This is a genomic window from Antarcticimicrobium sp. (genome assembly GCF_029212575.1).
Taxonomy (GTDB): Bacteria; Pseudomonadota; Alphaproteobacteria; order Rhodobacterales; family Rhodobacteraceae; genus Antarcticimicrobium.
Genome location: NZ_JARGPK010000054.1, coordinates 1 through 16,602, shown reverse-complemented (window position 1 = coordinate 16,602; position 16,602 = coordinate 1). Strand labels below are relative to the sequence as shown.

Below are 16,602 nucleotides of genomic sequence, written 5' to 3'. Positions count from 1 at the left end.
CCACCAGGACGAGTGCGGATATCAGGCGGCGCAGTGTCACCCTTCCTCCGCGTGCAGCAGCAGGCCGAGCGAAAGGAACAGCGCCGCAAGCGGCGGTGCCCAGGCCGCGAGCGCCACCGGGATCTGCCCGTTCTCGCCGAGGATCTGGGCAAAGTTGCGGATGAAGTAGAGCGAAAACCCCAGCAGCACCGCCGAGAGCACCGCCACCCCGGTGCCGCCGAACCGGGTGTGGCGCATGGTAAAGGCGGCCCCCACCAGCACCATCGCCACCAGGAACAGGGGCCGGGCCAGTTCGACCTGGTACCAGATCTCGTGGCGGCGGGTGGAGAAGCCGGCTTGCGCCAACTGGCGGATCGTCGCCGGCAGGTCGTAGACCGACACGCCGGATGGCCGGCCGAGGCTGTCGCGGATGCTGTCGCGGGTGAGGGTGGTCGGAATGTGCAGGATCTGGTGGGTTTCAGCCGCCGCTTCGGGGTTCTGTCCGGCGGTCAGCGGCCAGACCTTGGCGTTGGTCAGCACCCAGGCCTGATCCTCCAGCCGGGCGCTTCTGGCAACGATACGGCGCACCGGACCGCCGCCGGGGGCAAATGTCAGGATGGTCACGTTGAACAGTGTGACCGCGTCGCCACCATGGCCGGTGGCATGGATCACCGACTGCCCGCGCGCGCTGCCCTGTCGCAGCCACAGCCCCTCGCCGCTCAGCGAGAGCACCGACAGCCCGGTGCCGCGGAAGGTTTCGGAGAGCTGAGTGTAGCGGTTCGAGGTGGCCGCGGCGATGGGGTTGAGCGTGGTCACCGTCAGCCCGCCGATCACCAGGGCGACGGCGATGGGCGCAGCCAGCGCTCGCAGGCCCGACCGGCCGGCGGCCCGGGTGACCACCAGTTCGCTGCTGCGCGCCAGCCCGACGAAGAGCACGACGGTGGACAGGATCATCAGCAGTGGCAGGATCCGGCTCATCGTTGCCGGGGCGCTGAGCAGGCTGAGCCGGAACAGCTGCCCCAGGCCGACGCCGAGCCCCTCGAAACGGCGCAGCTGCTCGATCATGTCGATCAGCAGGATCAGCGCCAGGAAGATGGCCGCGATGGTGCCGAAGGCCAGCAGGAAGCGGCGCGCGAAATACCTGTCGAGAATCATTCGGGCGCCTCGCTGGCGCCCGGTTCGACAGGCAGCAGATTGGGCAGCGTATTCCCGCTGACACGTCTTGGCACTACGATCCCCCCGGAGCCGGCCATTGGCTTTGCGGCAGACATTAGTGCAATTGATTGGCGGGGAAAACTGCTATCTGGTCAATCGACGACCCGCGCGCTACCCATGACGGGAGCCAGCGAAATCAAGGAGACCCGCATGACCCGCCCGACACCGATTCGATTTGCCGAGCTTGACCTCGATGCCCTTGCCGGGACCGAGGGCCGCATTGTCGTCACGGTCACGCCCGAGGGCACGCTCGATGCCGCGGCGCGGCGCGCCAACCGGCTGTGCAAGGGGGCGGTCAAGCGGCTGGTGGAGAGCGCGCGGTTCGAAAAGGCGAAGAGTGGCGAAGTAATCACGCTGGCCTGGCCCGCGGGCATGGCGGCCGAGGCGCTGGACATCCTGGTACTGTCGAAGAAGGCCGACGTGGTAGAGGCGCGCCGGGCCGGAGCCGCGCTGACGGCGCGGGCGGCGAGTGCGCCGGTTCTGCTGGCGCTGGGATCGGCCCATGCCCGTGCGGCGGTGCTGGTACAGGGGATGGCGCTGCGCAGCTACGCCTTCGACGCGCACAAGACGACCGAGGATGACAGCGACAAGGCTGGTGGCGACATCACGGTGATGCATCCCCGGCCCGAGGCGCTGGAGGATGAGGCGGCGCCGCTGCTGGCGGTGGCCGAGGGGGTGCTGATGACCCGCGACCTGGTCAACGAACCGGCGAACATCCTGACCACGACCGAGTTCGCCGACCGGCTGTCCGAGATGCGCGACCTGGGTCTGGAGGTCGAGGTGCTGGAAGAGGCAGAGCTGGAACAGCTGGGGATGCGCACCCTGCTCAGCGTCGGCCAGGGCTCGGCCACCCCGACCAAGGTGGTGGTGATGCAATGGAACGGCGGCGCGAAAGACGAGGCCCCGCTGGCGCTGGTCGGTAAGGGCGTGGTTTTCGACACCGGCGGCATCAGCCTCAAGCCCGGCGCCGGGATGGAGGATATGACCATGGACATGGGCGGTGCCGGGGTGGTGGCCGGCACCATGCGTGCGCTGGCGCTGCGCAAGGCCAGGGCCAATGTGGTGGGGCTGGTCGGGCTGGTCGAGAACATGCCGTCGAGCACCGCGACCCGCCCGGGTGACGTGGTGAAATCGATGAAGGGCGACACCGTCGAGATCATCAACACCGATGCCGAGGGGCGGCTCGTGCTTTGCGACGTGATGTGGTACGCGCAGGAGCGGTTCAACCCGACCGGCATGATCGACCTGGCCACGCTCACCGGCGCGATCATCATCGGGTTGGGGCATGAGAACGCGGGCGTCTTTTCCAATGACGACGCGCTCTGCGGCGATTTCCTCAAGGCGGCGGAGCAGGAGGGCGAGGGCGCCTGGCGGATGCCGCTGGGCGCGGCCTATGACAAGATGCTGAAATCGCGCATCGCCGACATGAAGAACGTCGGCGGCCGGCCCGCCGGGTCGATCACCGCGGCGCAGTTCCTGCAGCGGTTCGTCAAGGAGGGCACGCCCTGGATTCACCTCGACATCGCCGGGGTGGCCTCGGTCAAGGAGGGCACCGACCTGGCGCCCAAGGGTGCGACCGGCTGGGGCGTGATGGCGCTGGACCGGCTGGTGCGGGACCGGTTCGAGACCGCCTAGGGCGATGGGGGCGGCCTATTTCTATCACCTGACGCGGCGCCCGCTGGAGGCGACCCTGCCGCTGCTGCTGGACAAGGCCCGTGCGGCAGGCTGGCGCATCGCGGTGCGCGGCACCGACGCCGGGCGTCTGGAATGGCTGGACGAGAAGCTGTGGCTGGGCGGCGAGGAAAGCTTTCTGCCGCATGGGCTGGCCGGCGGGCCGCATGATGCCGATCAGCCGGTGCTGCTGACCACGGGTGACGCGGCGAACGGTGCGGCCTGCCTGATGGCAGTGGACGGGGCCGGGGTGACGGCGCAGGAGGTGCAGGGGCTGGAACGGGTCTGCATCCTCTTCGACGGCCATGACGCCGAGGCGCTGGCCCGGGCGCGCGGCCAGTGGAAGGCGCTGACCGAGGCGGGCTGTTCGGCGCAATACTGGTCGGAGGACGCGGGCCGCTGGGAGAAGAAGGCAGAGAAGTAGGGGGTGCTACTGGCCCCGCATTGAGCGGAGGCGTCAGACGAGTTGCCCCAGCACCGTGCCGACGCCGGCGCCGACCGCGCCGATGGCAAGGAAGGAGGGCAGGGTGAGCATCCACAGCGCCAGCACCATGCCCACCACCTCGCCGAAGCCGCCGGGACCGGAATAGAGAAACATGTCGAACTGGCTGTAGGCGATCGCCACCAGCATTCCGGCAAAGGCGCCGCCGGACATGTAGAGCCACTTTGTCAGCGCCTCGGGCTGTTGCCGGAAGGTTTTTCGCAGCAGCCGCCGAACGATCATGGTGAGGAGGACGAAGGGCACCCCGAAAAACAGGGTTACGGGCAGGATCATCACCGCGCCCCGCGACAGGTCGACCACCGCAACGCCCCGTGCCGCGAGCGCCCGGCGCGCGGCCAGGCCCACCAGCGTGGTCCGGATCAGCCCGCCGATCAAGATTACGCGGACAGCCGGCGGACCGCCGGGGGATCGGGGATATCGGGCTGTTTCGGGTCTGTCACGCGGTGGCCCCTTGCAAATGCGCCAATCGGAGTGTTCTGCTAGTCAAGGCGATCCGGGGCCGCCGAACCTTGATCCTGGTCAACGCGCCGGGGCGGTGCGGTTATCGTTCCAGCACCAGGTTGCGGCCGGTGATCTCGATCCTTCCCCAGCGTTCCAGGTAGGACATGCCGAGCAGCGACTGGTCCATCTCGCCCTCGTTCACCCAGGCGCGCAGGTTGCGATCCTCGATCGGGCCGAGCGCGATGCTGTCGAGCCGTCCCGGCGCGGTGCGCACCGCGCCGTTGGCGGTATTGGCGCGCCCGGTAAAGGCCAGATCGGCGGTGTCGATGCCGGCGTGGGCCGCATCCCGGGCGCGCAACACCACCGCGCTGGCGCCGGTATCGACCATGAACTGCACCGGCGCGCCGTTGACCAGCAGCGTGAGGTAGAAATGCCCGTCGGGCGAACGCGGCACCTCGATCCGGCCCTCGGTCGCCACGGTGGCACGGCCGGGCAGGGCGCTGCGGCGGATGTCGTCCCACAGGCCCACGGCGGCGATCACCGCGAGAAAGATCAGCACCCATCCTGCCGCCTGTTGCAGGGTGCGGCCGAGCGATTGCCGGTTATGGACGACCAGCCAGAAGACGAGGGCCACCCCCAGCAGGCCCAGATAGGCCAGGCTGCCGATATCCCATGTGTCCATTCCCCTGGCCTCCGTGACGTCACCAGACAGATGTAGGCATTGCCGCCCCGGTTACCAGTTGGCGAGGCCAAAGGCGCGCAGCCCGTCGAGTACGAATTGCACCGAAAGCGCGGCCAGCAGCATGCCCAGCAGGCGGGTGATGACGTTGATCCCGGTCTTGCCCATGGCGCGTTCGAACAGCCCGGCGGCGAGAAACAGCACGAACAGCAGCACCAGCACCGCCAGCATCACCCCGACCACCATGGCAAGCCCGACCAGACCCGGGCGCTGGCCTGCCAGCAGGATCATGGTGGCGATGGCGCCGGGGCCGGCGATCAGCGGAATGGCGAGGGGAAAGACCGAGGGGTCGTGGCTGTCGTCCTCTTCCTCGGCCTCCTCGGCCTGGCCCGCGCGCCGCTTGGTGCGGCGTTCGAACAGCATGTCGAGCGCGGTGAGGAACAACAGGATGCCGCCGGCGACACGAAAGGCGGGCATCGAGATGCCGACAAAGCCCAGAACCGCCTCGCCAAAGCCGGCAAAGAGGGTCAGCAGAACCGCCGCCGTGATGCAGGCGCGCAGCGCGAGGGACCGGCGCCGGGCGTGCCCCATGCCCTGGGTCAGGGCCACGAACATCGGGGTCAGCCCGATCGGATCGATGATCACGAAGAGGGTGACGAAGGCGGTGATCAGAAAGGCGGTGTCCATGCGGGCCCCCGGTTTGCGGTCGGGCGCAGGATGGACCGGCAGGGCCGGAAAGAAAAGCCCCGGCCGCCGCTCAGCCCTTTGCCGCGTCGAGCTTTTCCTGCGCCGCGATCCACAGCGCCTCGGCCTTGTCCATGGCCTCGCTCACCTCGGCGTATTTGCGGTTCCAGACCTCCAGCTCGCCGTTTCGCGTGCCCTCGTACAGCGCCGGATCGGCCAGCTTGGACGACAGCTTGTCCTGCATGTCGCCGATCTTGGCGACCCGGTCCTCGCATTTGCGCAGCTCGGCGCGCAGCGCCAGCACGGTTTCGCGCGGAGCGCGTTTCGGTCGGGCCTCCGGTTTCGGGGCCTCGGATTTCTTGCGCGCCGGCTGATCGGCAGAGAGCAGGAAGGCGCGGTATTCCTCGAGATCGCCCTCATAGGGTTTGACGGTGCCGTCGGAGACCAGCCAGAGACGGTCGGCCACCATCGACAGAAGGTGCATGTCGTGGCTGACCAGGATAACCGCGCCGGAATAGGCGGTCAGCGCCTCGACCAGGGCCTCGCGGCTTTCGATGTCGAGGTGGTTGGTCGGTTCGTCGAGGATCAGCAGGTGCGGCGCATCCAGCGTCGCCAGCAGCAGCGACAGCCGCGCCTTTTGCCCGCCCGAAAGCTGGCCCACGGCGGTTTCGGCCTGGTCGGCGCCCAGGCCGAACCCGGCCAGCCGGGCGCGCAGCCTCGATTGCTGTTCGCCGGGACGGGCGCGTTGCAGGTGTTGCAGCGGCGTTTCGTCGATGTAGAGCTCGTCGACCTGGTGCTGGGCGAAGAATCCGATCCGCAGCTTGGACGAGCGGATGATCTTACCGTCGATCAGTGCCAACCGGTCCGACAGCATCTTGGACAGGGTCGATTTGCCCTCGCCGTTGCGGCCCAGGAGCGCGATGCGGTCGTCCTGGTCGATGCGCAGGGTCATGCCGCGCAGGACAACCTTGTCGCCATAGCCGGTCGAGGCGCCCTCGAGCGAGATGATCGGCGGCGACAGTTCCTCGGGCTCGGGAAAGGTGAAGACGGTGCGCGCGGCATCCTCGGGCGCGGTGATCTTCTCCATCTTTTCCAGCATCTTGACCCGCGACTGCGCCTGTTTGGCCTTGCTCGCCTTGGCCTTGAAGCGGTCGACGAAGCTTTGCAGGTGAGCGCGGCGGGCATCCTGTTTTTTGGCCGCGGCGGCCTGCAGCGCGCGCTGTTCGGCGCGCTGGCGGGCGAACTGGTCATAGGGGCCGTTGTAGAGCGTCAGACGCTTGCCCTCGAGGTGCAGGATCGCGCCCACGGCGCGGTTCAGCAGCCCACGGTCGTGGCTGATGATGATCACCGTATGGGGATAGCGCGCCAGGTAGTTTTCCAGCCAGAGCGCGCCTTCAAGGTCGAGATAGTTGGTCGGTTCGTCGAGAAGCAGCAGATCGGGCTGCGAAAACAGCACCCCGGCCAGCGCCACGCGCATGCGCCAGCCGCCGGAATAATCGGCGCAGGGGCGCTGCTGATCAGCGTCGGAAAAACCCAGCCCCTTGAGGATCGCGGCGGCCCGCGCCTCGGCCGACCAGGCGTCGATATCAGCCAGCCGGGTCTGCACCTCGGCGATGCGCGTGGGGTCGGTCGCATGGGTCGCTTCTTCCATCAGCTCGGCGCGCTCGGTATCGGCGGCGAGCACGGTGTCGATCAGCGAGACATCCGAGGCAGGGGCCTCTTGCGCGACGCCGCCGATGCGGGCGCGTGACGGCAGCGAGATGGACCCCGACTCCAGCGCCAGCTCTCCCCGGAGCAGGCGGAACAGAGTGGTTTTCCCCGCGCCGTTGCGTCCGATCAGGCCAACCTTGTGGCCATTGGGAATGGTGGCGCTGGCGCCGTCGAAGAGTGGGCGGCCTGCGACCGCATATGATATGTCTTTGATCCGTAGCATGGACGGACCACTGTCGCAGCGCCCGGTCGATGTCAATCACTCCTGCGGCTTATTTCAACAGCAATCCAAGCTGATCTGCCGGGAATGAGGCAAAACCGATCATCGGGCTGTCGCCATCCTCGGAAAACGCGAAAACGTGGATTTCCGAGTGTTTCACTGATGCCCGGCAGAAACTGTCTTGCTGCGGCAAACTGCCCGGGCATGTCTCGAGGTCGACATGAGGAACGGCCGCCTCGAACATGGCATAGGTCAGGGGCTGCGGGTCCTGTGCCAAAGCGGGCAGGGCGAACAGTGCCGGGACGAGGGCGGAGAGGGAATATTTCAGGGACATCGGTGCGGCCTTTCGATGTTGGTTTTGCGTGCGTTTAAAGGCATACTAAAAAAGTCAGGTAAGGCGAGGGGGCGTTTTGGCGCACCCGGTCCTGGCGCTGGATGGTCAAGGCTGCCCCCCTATGGTATGCGCCGAACTTGTTAAGTTCCTTCCGGACAGATCCTGACCATGCGCCCAGCCCAGACCCCGCCGCATCTGCTGACCCTGATCCTGGCCAATGCGCTTTCTGTCCTGACGCTGAACATGTTCCTGCCCTCGCTGCCCAAGATGGCCGAGGCGCTGGAGGCCGACTATGGTCTCGTGAATCTGTCGGTGGCGGGTTATCTGGCGATCTCGGCGGTCCTGCAACTGGTGATGGGGCCGCTGTCGGACAGTTTCGGCCGGCGCCCGGTGATGCTGGTCTCCACGGCGATTTTCGCCGCTGCTTCGGTCGGATGCGCGCTGGCGCAGGACATCTGGGTGTTTCTGGGATTTCGCATGTTGCAGGCGGGGATCGTGTCGGGCCAGGTGTTGTCGCGGGCGGTGATCCGGGACCTGCACGAGCCAAAGGCGGCGGCAAGGATGCTGGGCCATGTTGCCATGGCGATGGCGCTGGCCCCGATGCTGGGGCCGATGCTTGGTGGCGGGCTGGACATGGTCTTTGGCTGGCGGTCGTCCTTCGTCCTTTACGCGCTGCTGGGCATCCTCATGCTGGTGATCCTCTGGGGCGATCTGGGCGAGACCAACCCGACCAGCGCAAGCCTGAGCCTTGGCGACCAGATGCGCGACTACCCCGAGCTTTTCCGGTCGCGTCGGTTCTGGGGCTACAGCCTGTGCTACGCCTTTGCCGTGGCGGGGTTCTTTTCCTTCATCACCGGGGCACCTTTGGTGGCGGCGGCGTGGTACAACCTGAGTCCGGCGGCACTGGGGGTGGGGATCGGGATCATCACCGTGGGCTTCATGGCCGGCAACTTCGTTTCGGGCCGGATCGGGGCACGCAGCGCGCTGGTGACCATGGTTCTGGCCGGGCGTATCTTTGCGACCGTCGGGCCGGCGGTGGGGTTGGTGCTGTTCTGGTCCGGGGCGGGGACGCTCTGGGTGTTTTTCGGCTCGGCCATCGTGGTGGGCTTCGGCAACGGGCTGACCAATGCCAATGCAAGTGCCGGCGTAATGTCGGTGCGGCCGCGGCTGGCGGGCAGTGCCTCGGGTCTATCGGGGGCGATGACGGTGGGACTGGGGGCGGTGATGACCAGCCTCACCGGGGCCTTGGTGACGCCGGAACACGCTCCTTACATCGTGCTGTCCATCATGCTGACGACCAGCATCCTCGGGCTGATCGCGGCGCTTTACGTGCGCTGGGTCGATCAACGCGAGCCGCTGCCGGTGACCGACTGACGGCGCAGCGTGGAAGGCTTTTCAATCGCCTCGGCCCGTGCTACGCGGCGCGCAATGTCAGCATCGTCCCGCAGCCCCGCTGGGACGGGTCATCAAGGAGCATTCTCAATGGCACTGGAACGCACGTTCTCGATCATCAAACCCGACGCAACCCGCCGCAACCTGACCGGCAAGATCAACGCCAAGTTCGAGGACGCCGGTCTGCGCATCATCGCGCAAAAGCGCATCCTGATGACCAAGGCACAGGCCGGTGAATTCTACGGCGTGCACAAGGAACGCCCGTTCTATGACGAACTGTGCGAATTCATGTCCTCCGGCCCGGTCGTGGTGCAGGTGCTGGAAGGCGAGAACGCCATCGCCAAGAACCGCGAAGTGATGGGCGCCACCAACCCGGCAGACGCCGCCGCCGGCACCGTCCGCGCCGAGTTCGCGGAATCGGTCGGCGAAAACTCGGTCCACGGCTCGGACGCGCCGGAAACCGCGGCGGTCGAGATCGCCTATTTCTTTGCCGGCACCGAGCTGGTCGGCTAAGCCGGAACGACACAGGGCAGGGGGCCAAGGCCCCCTTGCCCTTTCGCGACCGACGAAAACGCCCTGCGGGGCGTTTTTTCGTGGCTTCGCCTGCGCTTACCTGCGCCGTTCCACCACCCCGATCGCGTCGAGCGCGGCCTCCAGCGCGCTCAGCCCGGCGTCGCCCTTGCCGCGCGCCTCTGCGCGGATCGCGTCGAAACGGCGGCGCAGCGCCGCCTTTTCCTCGCCCTGGCAATCGTTCCACGGGCGTCCCTGCAACCCCATCACCAAGGCGTAGTAGCCGATGAAATGCGGCCGGGTGCCGGCGGCCAGCAGCCGCGCATAGGCGGCATCTGCCCCGAGCACACGCAACTCCTCGGCCGTGCCGATGCCGGCGCGGGCAAAGCTCTCTTCCGAGGCGGGGCCAAGATTGCAGATCGTCGAAACCGGGTCGGACATGGCCCACCCATAGCTTGTGGGCGCAGGCAGGGCCAGTCACGGCTGCGGCGCCCATGGTGTATTGTTCCCGGGGTACAAACCGGGTAGGCGGTTGGTAAGCACGCAGGGGGGAGGCGAGGCATGTTCCGGCAGCTGTTTTACAAGACCCGAAAGTTCTACGACGACGATTTCGACTGGGAAAACTACACCAAGGACAGCTACCTGCGGCGGGTCAAGCGGGACATCGAAACGCAATATCGCGCGATTTCGGGTCCGGGCGATCTGACCTTCGAGCCCGGAACCGGGCAGGTCACCTCGAAGGGGCAGCCGATCCATCCCAACCAGCAGCTGATCCTCGAGGCGGTCGGGCAGTTGGCGCCGGCGACGGTACACGAGGTGGGCTGTGGCGGCGGCGATCACATCGCCAACGTGGCCACGCTTTTCCCCGATGTCGCGGTGACCGGCGGCGACCGGGGGGCAACGCAACTGGAACTGGCGCTGGAGCGGCATCCGCAACTGGCCGGGCGGCTGGGGTTGCAGGATATCACAATGCCCCATTCCTCGGCCTGGCCGCGCGCCGCGCTGGTCTACAGCCAGGCGGTGGTGATGCATATCCACACCGCGGTCAGCCATCTCGTGGCGCTGTCGAACATGGTGCGGATGGCCGAGGATTATGTCCTGTTGATGGAAAATCCCCAGTGCCACAATTTCGTGGCCGATCTGCAGGCTCTGCATGACGGCGGTCACCTGGAATGGGACAGCCTGCACCTATATCGTTTCGACGGATCGACCGGGGCGCGGGCGATCCTGGCGGCGCGGGCGCCGCTGGACCGGCCGGTGTTGCGCAGCGACGGCGAGATGCGCGAGGGGATCAAAGCCTCGCCGCGGCGGCTGAAACGGTCGGACGAGGACAGCGCCCGTGCGATGACGGGGTTCGGCAGGGTCGGGTAGACGGGGCTTAGAAGTCAGAACCGGGAGGAGGACACAGCATGGAACCAAGCGACACGGCGCTACGCAACATCGCGCTGACATTCGATCTGGCCAATCCGCCGGAGGGGTTTGTCGAAGACCCGTTTCCCATCTACGACGCGCTGCTCGCCCATGCGCCGGTACTGCGCCAACCGGACGGATCGGTCCTGCTGTGCCGCTACGGCGACCTCGACCGGATCTACCGCGACACCAAGCTGTTTTCCTCCGATAAAACGGAGGCCTTCAAGCCGAAGTTCGGCGCCGGTGCGCCGCTTTACGAACATCACACCACCTCACTGGTGTTTAGCGATCCGCCATTGCACACGCGGGTCCGCAGGATCATGACCTCGGCCCTGACGCCGCGCGCCATTGCCAGGATGGAGCCCGGTCTGATCGAAACGGTGGATCATCTGCTGGACGTTATGGCGGAAAAACCGCAGGTCGATCTGATCGAGGATTTCGCATCCTCGATCCCGATCCAGATCATCGGCAACCTGCTCGACGTGCCGATGGAGGAACGCGGGCCGTTGCGCGACTGGTCGCTGGCGATCCTGGGCGCGCTGGAACCATCGCTGAGCCGGGAAGAGCTGGACCGCGGCAACCGCGCGGTGGAGGAGTTCAAGGTCTACCTCGAGGATCTTGTCGCGCGGCGGCGTGCCGCCCCCGGCGATGTGGAGACCGACGTGCTGACCCGGCTGATCCGGGGCGAGGGGGCCGACGGCACCCTGTCGGAGATCGAGTTGATCCAGAACTGCATCTTCATCCTCAACGCGGGCCATGAAACCACGACGAACCTGATCGGCAACGGGCTCGCGCTGCTCAACGACTACCCCGAGCAAAAGGCGCGGCTGCTGGCCGACCCGGGCCTGATCCAGCCCGCGGTGGAGGAGGTTCTGCGGTTCCGCTCGCCCAACCAGTTCGGCAACCGGGAAACCACCGAAGAGGTCGAGATCGGCGGCATGACCATTGCGCCGGGCACCAACCTGCACCTGTGCATCGGCGCCGCCAACCGTGACCCGGAGGTGTTCCCTGACCCGCAGGCGTTCGACATCACCCGCAGGCCGAACAAGCATCTGGCGTTTGCCGGCGGGCCGCATGTCTGCGTCGGGCTGACGCTGGCACGGCTGGAGGGGCGTATCGCCATCGGTCGGCTGCTGGATCGCTTTCCCGGCTACCGCGTGACCGGGGGCCGCGTGTCCGGCGGGCGCATCCGGTTCCGTGGCTACGCCAGCCTTCCGGCGGTGCTGGGCTAGCCGCGTTCACACTTCCGCCATGGCAACTGATCTGCCGGTGAGGGATCGCCGGCGGCGGTGTCTTGTTTGCGGCCCTCTCGGCAAATCCCTGGCGCTTCGAAACCGGGTTTCAGAAATTCGAACATGAATATTTTTGGTATATAAAGTTTAAGCTTGAAGTAAAATGCGACTCGCTCTAGCGTTTCCTCAACGGCCGGGCTGCCGGCCCTTGGGAAACACTCAAAGGGGGGAGAATCCTCATGCGCATTGCGTGTCTGGGCGGCGGGCCGGCGGGGCTCTATTTCGCGATCTCGATGAAGCTGCGCGACCCGGGCCACGAGGTCGTCGTGATCGAGCGGAACCGCGCCAACGATACCTTTGGCTGGGGCGTGGTCCTGTCCGATGATGCGCTGGAGAACCTGCGCGAGAACGATCCGGTCAGCGCCGAGGCAATCCGCAACCATTTTGCCTATTGGGATGACATCGCGGTGGTGCACGATGGCGTGCGCACTGTCTCGGGCGGGCACGGCTTCGCCGGGATCGGCCGCAAGCAGATGTTGATCCTGCTGCAGGAGCGGGCGCGCGAGCTGGGCGTCGAGCTGCGGTTCGAGACCGAATTCGAATCCGCCGAGGCGATCCGGCAGGAATACGATCTGGTGGTCGCCTGCGACGGTCTGAATTCGCGCGTGCGGACCGAATATGCGGACCACTTCAAGCCCGATATCGACACCCGCAAGTGCAAGTTCCTCTGGCTCGGCACCCACCAGCGGTTCGATGATGCCTTTACCTTCATCTTCGAAAAGACCGAGCACGGCTGGATCTGGGCGCATGCCTATCAGTTCGATGACAAGACCGCGACTTTCATCGTCGAATGCTCGCAACAGACCTGGGAGAATTTCGGCTTCGAGGGGATGAGCAAGGAAGAGATCGTCGAGACCTGCCGCAAGGTGTTCGAGGCTCACCTTGGCGGGCACGAGCTGATGTCGAACGCCGATCACCTGCGCGGTTCGGCGGTCTGGATCAACTTTCCCCGCGTCTTGTGCGAGAAATGGTATCACGAGAACGTGGTTCTGCTGGGCGATGCCTCGGCCACGGCGCATTTCTCGATCGGGTCGGGCTCGCGGCTGGCCTTTGACAGTGCCATTGCGCTGGCCAATTACCTGCACTCCGAACCGACGCTGGAAAAGGCCTTTGAACGCTACCAGGAAGAGCGGCGCCTCGACGTGCTGCGGCTGCAATCGGCGGCGCGCAACTCGCTCGAATGGTTCGAGGAGGTCGAACGCTATCTCGACCTGGACCCGGTGCAGTTCAACTATTCGCTGCTGACCCGGTCGCAGCGGATTTCCCACGAAAACCTGCGGCTGCGCGACCCCAAGTGGCTGGAATCGGCCGAGAAATGGTTCCAGATGCAGGCCGGCGTGCCGGCGGATGCGCCGGTGCGCGCGCCCATGTTCGCCCCCTTCAAGCTGCGCGAGATGGAGCTGATCGACCGCGTCGTTGTCTCGCCCATGGCGCAGTACAAGGCGGTGGACGGCTGCCCGACCGACTGGCACTTCGTCCATTACTCGGAACGCGCCAAGGGCGGCGCCGCGCTGGTCTATACCGAGATGACCTGCGTCAGCCCCGAGGGGCGGATCACGCCCGGCTGCCCCGGCCTCTACACCCCCGAGCACGAGGCGGCGTGGAAACGTCTGACCGATTTCGTGCATGCCGAGACGCAGGCCAGGATGTGCTGCCAGATCGGCCATTCGGGGCGCAAGGGCTCGACCTGCGTGCCCTGGGACGGGGGCGGCATGGACGCGCCGCTGGCGGACGGCAACTGGGAAATCCTCGCCCCCTCGTCGCTGCCTTACAAACCGGCCAGCCAGACCCCGCGCGAGATGACCCGCGCGGACATGGACATGGTGCGCGACCAGTTCGTTGCAGCCGCGCAGATGGCCGAGCGCGCCGGCTTCGACATGATCGAGCTGCACGCCGCCCACGGCTATCTGATCGGCAGCTTCCTGTCGCCGGCCACCAACCAGCGCGGCGACGATTACGGCGGTAGCCTGGAAAACCGCCTGCGCTTCCCGCTGGAGGTGTTCGACGCGATGCGCGCCGTCTGGCCCGCGTCCAAGCCGATGTCGGTGCGGATCTCGGCCCATGACTGGGTCGGCGAGGATGGCAACCAGCCCGAGGACGCGGTGGAGATTGCCAAGGCCTTCGACGCCGCCGGTGTCGATATCATCGACGTTTCCTCGGGTCAGACCGTGTCGGAGGAACAGCCGGTCTATGGCCGGATGTTCCAGGTGCCGTTCTCGGACCGCATCCGCAACGAGACCGGGATCAAGACCATGGCGGTCGGCAATATCTACGAGCCCGACCACGTCAACTCGATCCTGATGGCCGGGCGCGCCGACCTGGTTTGCCTGGCGCGGGCGCATCTGGCCGATCCCTACTGGACGTTGCATGCGGGCAGCCAGCTGGGCGATCGCCATGCGGTCTGGCCCGATCCCTATCGCGGTGGTCGAGACCTCTACTGGCGCCTGGCCGAGCGCGAAGCCGAAGCGGCGATCAAGGTATGAGCCTTTCGGGTAAACATGCCGTCGTCACCGGCGGCGGCACCGGGGTGGGGGCCGAGGTGGCCCGCGCCCTGGCCGAGGCCGGCGCCAAGGTCACCATCATGGGCCGGTCGGAGGCGCCGCTCAAGGCGCAGGGGTTGCCCTATCAGCTGTGTGACGTGACCGACGCGGGTGCGGTTCGGGCCGCCTTCGAGGCCGCGCGCGCCGAACAGGGGCCGGTCGGGATCATGGTCGCCAACGCCGGCGCTGCCGACAGCGTGCCGTTTGCAAAGATGACGCCGGAGCAGTTGACCGCCATGCTCTCGGTCAACCTGGTGGGGGTCTCCAACTGCTGGCAGGCGGCGCTGCCCGACATGAAGGCGGCGGGCTGGGGCCGGATGATCGCCGTGGCCTCCACCGCAGGGCTCAAGGGCTATCCTTACGTTGCCGCCTATTGCGCGGCGAAACACGGGGTGGTCGGGTTGACCCGGGCGCTGTCTCTGGAACTGGCCGCCACCGGCGTCACGGTGAACGCTATCTGCCCCGGGTTCATCGAGACCCAGTTGCTGGAGCGCTCGATCGAGAATATCGTCACGACCACCGGCATGAGCGCGGAACAGGCGGAAAAATCGCTGAAATCCGGCAACCCGCAGAAGCGCTTCATCCAGACCGACGAGGTTGCAGGCGCCGCGCTCTGGCTGTGTTCGCAGGCCGCGCGCTCGGTCAACGGCCACGCGCTGAGCCTTTCGGGGGGAGAGATATGACACCGCAATCGGTCGAGACCCGCAACGAGCCGCTGTCGAAATCCCGCCTGCGGCTCTGGCTGAAACTGCTCAAGGCCAGCAACCTGATCGAGGACCAGATCCGTCGCCGCCTGCGCGAACAGTACCAGTCCACCCTGCCGCGTTTCGACGTGATGTCGGCGCTGGCGCGCAGCCCCGAGGGGCTGAAGATGTCGCAGATCTCGGAGATGCTGCGGGTCTCCAACGGCAACGTAACCGGCATCGTCGACCGGCTGACCGACGAGGGGCTGGCGCTGCGCGTGGCGGTGCCGGGCGACCGGCGCGCCTCGCTGGTGCGGCTGACGCCCAAGGGGCAGGCGGCCTTTGCCGAACATGCCGCGGCCCATGAAAGCTGGATCGACGACATGCTCGACGGGCTGAACGCCGATGACGTCGCGGGGATGATCCGGCGGCTTGATTACCTGAATAACACCCTGGAGGAGAAAGAATGACCATGAATAGCGACGTGCAGCATTTCAAATGCGAGATCGCCGACGGCATCGCCACCGTCGCGCTGGACCGGCCCGACCGCAAGAACCCGCTGACCTTTGACAGCTATGCCGAACTGCGCGACTGGTTCCGCGACCTGCATTACGACGACACGGTCAAGGCGGTTGTCTTTGCCTCCAACGGCGGAAATTTCAGCTCGGGCGGCGACGTGCATGACATCATCGGCCCGCTGACCAAGATGACGATGAAGGAGCTTTTGACCTTCACCCGGATGACCGGTGATCTGGTCAAGGCGATGATCAATTGCGGCAAGCCGATCATCGCCGCCGTTGATGGTATCTGCGCCGGGGCGGGCGCGATCATCTCGATGGCCTCCGATCTGCGGGTGGCCACGCCGGGGGCGAAGACGGCCTTTCTGTTCAACCGGGTCGGACTGGCGGGATGCGACATGGGCGCCTGCGCGATCCTGCCGCGCATCATCGGCCAGGGCCGGGCGGCTGAACTTCTGTACCTCGGCCGGGCGATGAGCGCCGAGGAGGGCCTGGCCTGGGGCTATTTCAACAAGGTGGTGCCGGCGGAAGAGCTGGACGCGACCGCCCGCGACCTCGCCGCGCGCATCGCCGCCGGGCCCAATTTCGCCAACATGATGACCAAGACCATGCTGGCGCAGGAATGGTGCATGTCGATCGAACAGGCGATCGAGGCCGAGGCCCAGGCGCAGGCGATCTGCATGCAGGGGCAGGATTTCCACCGCGCCTACCATGCCTTTGTCGCCAAGGAAAAACCGGTGTTCGAAGGCGACTGACCGGCGCGCGCGGGGGCGGCGTCAGGCCGCCTCCGGCGGGAGTATTTGAAACGAGAAGAAGGGGAGG

General features: G+C 66.4%; 17 protein-coding genes. 10 read left to right on the top strand and 7 right to left on the bottom strand.

All coding sequences use genetic code 11. From position 1 onward, the window contains the following. Nucleotides 1-36: 36 nt before the first annotated feature. A complete protein-coding gene (gene lptG, locus P1U75_RS10975) occupies nt 37-1,134 on the bottom strand; it encodes an LPS export ABC transporter permease LptG (protein WP_300243119.1) in 1,098 nt (365 codons plus the stop codon). 210 nt (nt 1,135-1,344) lie between these two features. Between lptG and P1U75_RS10970 the strand changes: the two genes are divergently transcribed. Then, nucleotides 1,345-2,829, top strand: coding sequence for a leucyl aminopeptidase (locus P1U75_RS10970; RefSeq protein ID WP_300243117.1), 1,485 nt, complete (start codon nt 1,345-1,347; stop codon nt 2,827-2,829). A 4-nt stretch (nt 2,830-2,833) separates the two neighbouring features. Then, the gene (locus P1U75_RS10965; protein WP_300243115.1) at nt 2,834-3,289 is read left to right on the top strand and encodes a DNA polymerase III subunit chi; all 456 of its coding nucleotides are present in this window, start codon (nt 2,834-2,836) and stop codon (nt 3,287-3,289) included. A 33-nt stretch (nt 3,290-3,322) separates the two neighbouring features. Here P1U75_RS10965 and P1U75_RS10960 read toward each other — a convergent pair whose 3' ends face one another. From P1U75_RS10960 to P1U75_RS10940, 5 genes are all read right to left on the bottom strand, one after another. Next, nucleotides 3,323-3,742 carry a hypothetical protein gene (locus P1U75_RS10960; protein WP_300243113.1) on the bottom strand — a complete coding sequence of 140 codons (420 nt, stop codon included), beginning with the start codon at nt 3,740-3,742 and terminating at the stop codon, nt 3,323-3,325. Nucleotides 3,743-3,908: 166 nt separating this feature from the next. Further along, on the bottom strand, nt 3,909-4,490 hold the full coding sequence (locus tag P1U75_RS10955; protein ID WP_300243111.1) for a TIGR02281 family clan AA aspartic protease: 582 nt from the start codon (nt 4,488-4,490) through the stop codon (nt 3,909-3,911). A 51-nt stretch (nt 4,491-4,541) separates the two neighbouring features. Continuing rightward, nucleotides 4,542-5,174: a MarC family protein gene (locus tag P1U75_RS10950; RefSeq protein WP_300243109.1), complete on the bottom strand. Its 633-nt coding sequence runs from the start codon at nt 5,172-5,174 to the stop codon at nt 4,542-4,544. Nucleotides 5,175-5,244: 70 nt separating this feature from the next. Continuing rightward, nucleotides 5,245-7,104, bottom strand: coding sequence for an ABC-F family ATP-binding cassette domain-containing protein (locus P1U75_RS10945; protein ID WP_300243106.1), 1,860 nt, complete (start codon nt 7,102-7,104; stop codon nt 5,245-5,247). Between the two features lie 49 nt (nt 7,105-7,153). After that, nucleotides 7,154-7,435: a hypothetical protein gene (locus P1U75_RS10940; protein ID WP_300243103.1), complete on the bottom strand. Its 282-nt coding sequence runs from the start codon at nt 7,433-7,435 to the stop codon at nt 7,154-7,156. 168 nt (nt 7,436-7,603) lie between these two features. Here P1U75_RS10940 and P1U75_RS10935 point away from each other — a divergent pair, with 168 nt between their 5' ends. Together P1U75_RS10935 and ndk are read left to right on the top strand one after the other, a co-directional pair. Further along, a complete protein-coding gene (locus P1U75_RS10935) occupies nt 7,604-8,809 on the top strand; it encodes a multidrug effflux MFS transporter (protein ID WP_300243101.1) in 1,206 nt (401 codons plus the stop codon). Nucleotides 8,810-8,917: 108 nt separating this feature from the next. Then, nucleotides 8,918-9,340 carry a nucleoside-diphosphate kinase gene (ndk, locus tag P1U75_RS10930; protein ID WP_300243099.1) on the top strand — a complete coding sequence of 141 codons (423 nt, stop codon included), beginning with the start codon at nt 8,918-8,920 and terminating at the stop codon, nt 9,338-9,340. Between the two features lie 96 nt (nt 9,341-9,436). On the opposite strand, the gene P1U75_RS10925 is transcribed toward ndk, so the two are convergent. Next, nucleotides 9,437-9,778, bottom strand: coding sequence for a TfoX/Sxy family DNA transformation protein (locus P1U75_RS10925; RefSeq protein ID WP_300243096.1), 342 nt, complete (start codon nt 9,776-9,778; stop codon nt 9,437-9,439). A 120-nt stretch (nt 9,779-9,898) separates the two neighbouring features. Here P1U75_RS10925 and P1U75_RS10920 point away from each other — a divergent pair, with 120 nt between their 5' ends. From P1U75_RS10920 to P1U75_RS10895, 6 genes are all read left to right on the top strand, one after another. Beyond that, the gene (locus P1U75_RS10920) at nt 9,899-10,708 is read left to right on the top strand and encodes a class I SAM-dependent methyltransferase (protein WP_300243093.1); all 810 of its coding nucleotides are present in this window, start codon (nt 9,899-9,901) and stop codon (nt 10,706-10,708) included. 38 nt (nt 10,709-10,746) lie between these two features. Continuing rightward, the gene (locus P1U75_RS10915) at nt 10,747-11,979 is read left to right on the top strand and encodes a cytochrome P450 (RefSeq protein WP_300243090.1); all 1,233 of its coding nucleotides are present in this window, start codon (nt 10,747-10,749) and stop codon (nt 11,977-11,979) included. A gap of 239 nt (nt 11,980-12,218) precedes the next feature. Continuing rightward, nucleotides 12,219-14,522, top strand: a complete 2,304-nt coding sequence (locus tag P1U75_RS10910) for a bifunctional salicylyl-CoA 5-hydroxylase/oxidoreductase (RefSeq protein WP_300243087.1) — start codon at nt 12,219-12,221, stop codon at nt 14,520-14,522. Further along, complete coding sequence (locus tag P1U75_RS10905; protein ID WP_300243084.1) at nt 14,519-15,262, top strand: SDR family NAD(P)-dependent oxidoreductase; 744 nt, start codon at nt 14,519-14,521, stop codon at nt 15,260-15,262. The genes P1U75_RS10910 and P1U75_RS10905 overlap by 4 nt, the downstream gene beginning before the upstream one ends. Continuing rightward, on the top strand, nt 15,259-15,732 hold the full coding sequence (locus P1U75_RS10900; RefSeq protein WP_300243081.1) for a MarR family transcriptional regulator: 474 nt from the start codon (nt 15,259-15,261) through the stop codon (nt 15,730-15,732). The genes P1U75_RS10905 and P1U75_RS10900 overlap by 4 nt, the downstream gene beginning before the upstream one ends. Nucleotides 15,733-15,734: 2 nt before the next feature. Further along, the gene (locus tag P1U75_RS10895) at nt 15,735-16,535 is read left to right on the top strand and encodes an enoyl-CoA hydratase family protein (RefSeq protein WP_300243255.1); all 801 of its coding nucleotides are present in this window, start codon (nt 15,735-15,737) and stop codon (nt 16,533-16,535) included. The last annotated feature ends 67 nt before the right edge of the window (nt 16,536-16,602 follow it).

Bases quoted from the DNA above. Each gene is read 5' to 3' on its own strand.
- lptG (WP_300243119.1), bottom strand. From the start codon at position 1,134: ATGATTCTCGACAGGTATTTCGCGCGCCGCTTCCTGCTGGCCTTCGGC.
- P1U75_RS10970 (WP_300243117.1), top strand. From the start codon at position 1,345: ATGACCCGCCCGACACCGATTCGATTTGCCGAGCTTGACCTCGATGCC.
- P1U75_RS10965 (WP_300243115.1), top strand. From the start codon at position 2,834: ATGGGGGCGGCCTATTTCTATCACCTGACGCGGCGCCCGCTGGAGGCG.
- P1U75_RS10955 (WP_300243111.1), bottom strand. From the start codon at position 4,490: ATGGACACATGGGATATCGGCAGCCTGGCCTATCTGGGCCTGCTGGGG.
- P1U75_RS10950 (WP_300243109.1), bottom strand. From the start codon at position 5,174: ATGGACACCGCCTTTCTGATCACCGCCTTCGTCACCCTCTTCGTGATC.
- P1U75_RS10945 (WP_300243106.1), bottom strand. From the start codon at position 7,104: ATGCTACGGATCAAAGACATATCATATGCGGTCGCAGGCCGCCCACTC.
- P1U75_RS10940 (WP_300243103.1), bottom strand. From the start codon at position 7,435: ATGTCCCTGAAATATTCCCTCTCCGCCCTCGTCCCGGCACTGTTCGCC.
- P1U75_RS10935 (WP_300243101.1), top strand. From the start codon at position 7,604: ATGCGCCCAGCCCAGACCCCGCCGCATCTGCTGACCCTGATCCTGGCC.
- ndk (WP_300243099.1), top strand. From the start codon at position 8,918: ATGGCACTGGAACGCACGTTCTCGATCATCAAACCCGACGCAACCCGC.
- P1U75_RS10925 (WP_300243096.1), bottom strand. From the start codon at position 9,778: ATGTCCGACCCGGTTTCGACGATCTGCAATCTTGGCCCCGCCTCGGAA.
- P1U75_RS10920 (WP_300243093.1), top strand. From the start codon at position 9,899: ATGTTCCGGCAGCTGTTTTACAAGACCCGAAAGTTCTACGACGACGAT.
- P1U75_RS10915 (WP_300243090.1), top strand. From the start codon at position 10,747: ATGGAACCAAGCGACACGGCGCTACGCAACATCGCGCTGACATTCGAT.
- P1U75_RS10910 (WP_300243087.1), top strand. From the start codon at position 12,219: ATGCGCATTGCGTGTCTGGGCGGCGGGCCGGCGGGGCTCTATTTCGCG.
- P1U75_RS10905 (WP_300243084.1), top strand. From the start codon at position 14,519: ATGAGCCTTTCGGGTAAACATGCCGTCGTCACCGGCGGCGGCACCGGG.
- P1U75_RS10900 (WP_300243081.1), top strand. From the start codon at position 15,259: ATGACACCGCAATCGGTCGAGACCCGCAACGAGCCGCTGTCGAAATCC.
- P1U75_RS10895 (WP_300243255.1), top strand. From the start codon at position 15,735: ATGAATAGCGACGTGCAGCATTTCAAATGCGAGATCGCCGACGGCATC.